A 3,316-nucleotide genomic window follows, 5' to 3' on the forward strand; every position below is an offset into this window, starting at 1 on the left:
CAAAGCCAGATCCAAAGCCGGATCCAGAACCAACACACCCAACAATTACAGTATCACCAAAAACGGGTGATATTTTAGTTGAGTGGTACGCTGGAAATGGAAAATATTACTCATCTGTTTTCTTTAATGATTTTTATACGAGTCAAAAAGAACTGGATGAAAATGCATTAAATAATTTAACGAACTACAATAGCAAAAAAGAAGACTGGACGCTCGTTAGCCAATTGAATACACCATCAAAATCAAAATCGATAGCTGAACATAAGTTAGCATTAGATAATGTAGAACAAATTCTTACAAGTGGTGAATATTCAAATGAGAGAGCCCTATTCTATTTACGTAATCAAATGAATGTACTAAATGAATCGGTTACTACACAAGAAGAGTTACAAAGATATTTAAGTGAAAATAAGAAAGATTATATTAAATCTGTAGCAGAAAAAGTTTATCAAACAGCAACAGAAGAAAAAAGAGAGTGGTCAAATACAGGGGATGTAGCATCTTTAGAACAAGCATTAAGTAAATTTTATTTAGTTACATCAGTATTTGAAAGCGTAGATCCTACATTAGTAGAAAAAGCGAATCAAGGTGTAGAAGATATTTTCAACAAGCTATTACAAGAAGAATTACAGAACCTTAATATCCAAACAACAGTAGTGCAGTCTGCAACTGAGACAAAAGAAAAAGCAAGCCCTGTAAAAGAAAATACTAGCAGTAATGAAGGAAAAGCAGTTACAGAAGAAAATGAGGCAACAAGTACAACAACTGAGAAAAACCAAAAAGATGCTAAGACTGAAGGTACCAAAAATAACGAGAAAACAAATAATATCGATTCAAATACTCAAAAAGCACAAGTGAAATCTGAACCATTTAGTCAAGAGATTGATCAAATAGAAACATATTTAAATCCAGCAAATCCACATTATGAAAATGCTTTACTATTAGCAAATCAGTATGTTGACGGGGCAACAGGAGAACAAAAAGAAAAATTAGAACAGCAATTTAGTGTGGCTGTAGAGGGACTTCGTGGACAAATAAAAAATTCTAATTTTACAGTGGAAGATGCTATAAATAAAGCAAATTTATTAGCAAATACGGCAAGGGTAGAAAAATCTGTTCAAGATGAATCTCATAAGCTATTAATGCCGCTAATGTTTGAAAGAAAAGCAAACGATGCTGCAAATAATGAAGAATATTATACAGCCGTATTAAATATTGCAAATGCAATTCGTACAAAGCACCCATTGGAACGTTCAAGAGAAGAAATGGTTAAATATGCGAATAAATTATGGACAGATACAGAAAATGAATGGAATAAAATGAATGGAACGACAGGATGGCAAAGTGAAGTAGGTAAAACATTATTACCATCATACACATTACTTGCACAGTTAAAAGATATTGATAAAACGATTGGCCAAATTAATGGTATGAATATGATTGATAATGCATCAAAAAAAATGGAGGGAATTCAACTTGTGCAATTAGCGAGTGATGAAGCAAATAAAAAAGGTCAAACGAGCCTTTATAATGCTTTACATTATTATGGTCAAGCAGCTTCCCGTGGTGTTGTTGACAAAGCTGGATTTTCTAATGTTGCTAGTCTTGTAATTAAAGAAGCAAAACAGTTAGAGAATAAGGCTGCTTTAAACAACTATCAAATTTTATATAAAACACCAGGAATTGAAGAGCTAGGAATTAAAGATGAAGTAAAAGTGACAATTGAGTATTTGAGTACATTTGAAGCTGCAAAGGTAAGCGGGAATAAAGATACGATTGAAGATTTAGCTTCAGCAATTGAATTAACTTCTCATACTATGGATTTAGCAATAAAATTAAAATATCCAGAAACAGATGCAAAAGAATGGATGAATACGGTAGCTCTAAAAATGTTTAATAAAGGTGCAGGATATATGTCTGCAACTGATACGAATAATGCGTATAAATGTTTTGAATTTTTAACTCGTGATAAATATGCAAATGCTATTAATGGAGAAATAACGAAACAAGCAAAAGAGAATGTAGAAAAAATTAAAGCTATGAGCGTTCAAAAATAATTGGATTTGACATGCGCCATCTTACTTTAAGTAAGATGGCGCAATTATTTCGTATAAGGAGTAAATATTAATGAGTTTTAGTAGAATTTTAAATTTTACTAAAACTCATTAATTATTCATTAAAGCCACACTATGCATAATAAAGAATTTGAAAGGTGGAAAAAAGATGATTAGCAATTTAAAAAGGGAAGCATTAGCCTCATTGAAAGGCCGATGGGGATTAGGGGTAGGTTCAACGTTTCTTAATTATCTCATCCCCGTAGCAAGTATGTATATCATTGGTATAGTAGTATTTCTAATTTTGGGTTTGTTTATAGATGTTATAGGACCTGAGAACTTTGTATATTATTCATATGGCGAACCTCAAATTAATTTTGGATTGATTTTATCCCAAATTATTGTATGGGTTATTATTTCTATTCTTTATATTGTTGTACAGAGTGTTATGAGTTACGGCTATTATACAATCACATTAGGCTTAGCGAAAAATGAATCTACCACAATAGGTGATCTATTTGCTGGTTTCAATTCAAAGAATATATTTAGAGCTATGAAACTAGGTATCTTACAAACAATATTTATTAGCTTATGGAGTCTTTTGTTCATTGTTCCAGGTATTATTAAATTTTTCTCTTATTCTATGGCTTACTACATTATGTTAGAGGATCCAGAATGTACAGCAAGTGAAGCAATTAAAAAAAGTAAAATGATGATGAAAGGACATAAGTTAGATTTATTTATTACTTGGTTAAGTTTCATTGGTTGGTTTATTTTGGGTTCATTGGTGGGAATTTTCACACTAAATCTCCCATACCTTTGGATTTCGCCATATTATACTACTACAGTATCGTATTTCTACTTAAATCTAGTGAATAGAACTAATGATTCAAAAGAAGTATCGGTTATCAATATTCAAAAATAACGGGTTTAAAATTCGCCATCTTACTTTGCGTAAGATGGCGAAATTATTTCACATAAGGAGTGAAGTTCAATGAGTTTACTAGAAATTTGTCCATTAGATGAGGCGTTAGTGGAAGCTTTACAGAATGAAGAAAAAAGAGTTCGTTTTTATGAGATATTACAGAAATCAAATTTGTACGTTGTTGCTTCGGTAGAAGGAGATACAACTGTAGATGAAGAAGGGAATTTGATTTCAACTGAAAATACACAATTGCAAATTCATTATTTTGAAATGGAAGAAGGATTAATGTTACCACTATATTCTGATTTGAAGCATTTAGAAATGATTATTCCAGAAG

3 protein-coding genes are annotated in these 3,316 nt (G+C 31.4%); all 3 read left to right on the forward strand.

Annotated elements, in window-relative coordinates; genetic code table 11:
* On the forward strand, window positions 1–2,057 hold a 2,057-nt coding region (locus KI369_RS27475), incomplete at its 5' end, for a hypothetical protein (RefSeq protein ID WP_212958764.1).
* A gap of 166 nt (window positions 2,058–2,223) precedes the next feature.
* On the forward strand, window positions 2,224–2,979 hold the full coding sequence (locus KI369_RS27480) for a DUF975 family protein (protein ID WP_212958766.1): 756 nt from the start codon (window positions 2,224–2,226) through the stop codon (window positions 2,977–2,979).
* 69 nt (window positions 2,980–3,048) lie between these two features.
* Window positions 3,049–3,316: SseB family protein (locus tag KI369_RS27485; RefSeq protein ID WP_212958768.1), on the forward strand; the 268-nt coding region annotated here is incomplete at its 3' end.

The organism is Bacillus sanguinis (genome assembly GCF_018332475.1).
Lineage (GTDB): Bacteria > Bacillota > Bacilli > Bacillales > Bacillaceae_G > Bacillus_A > Bacillus_A sanguinis.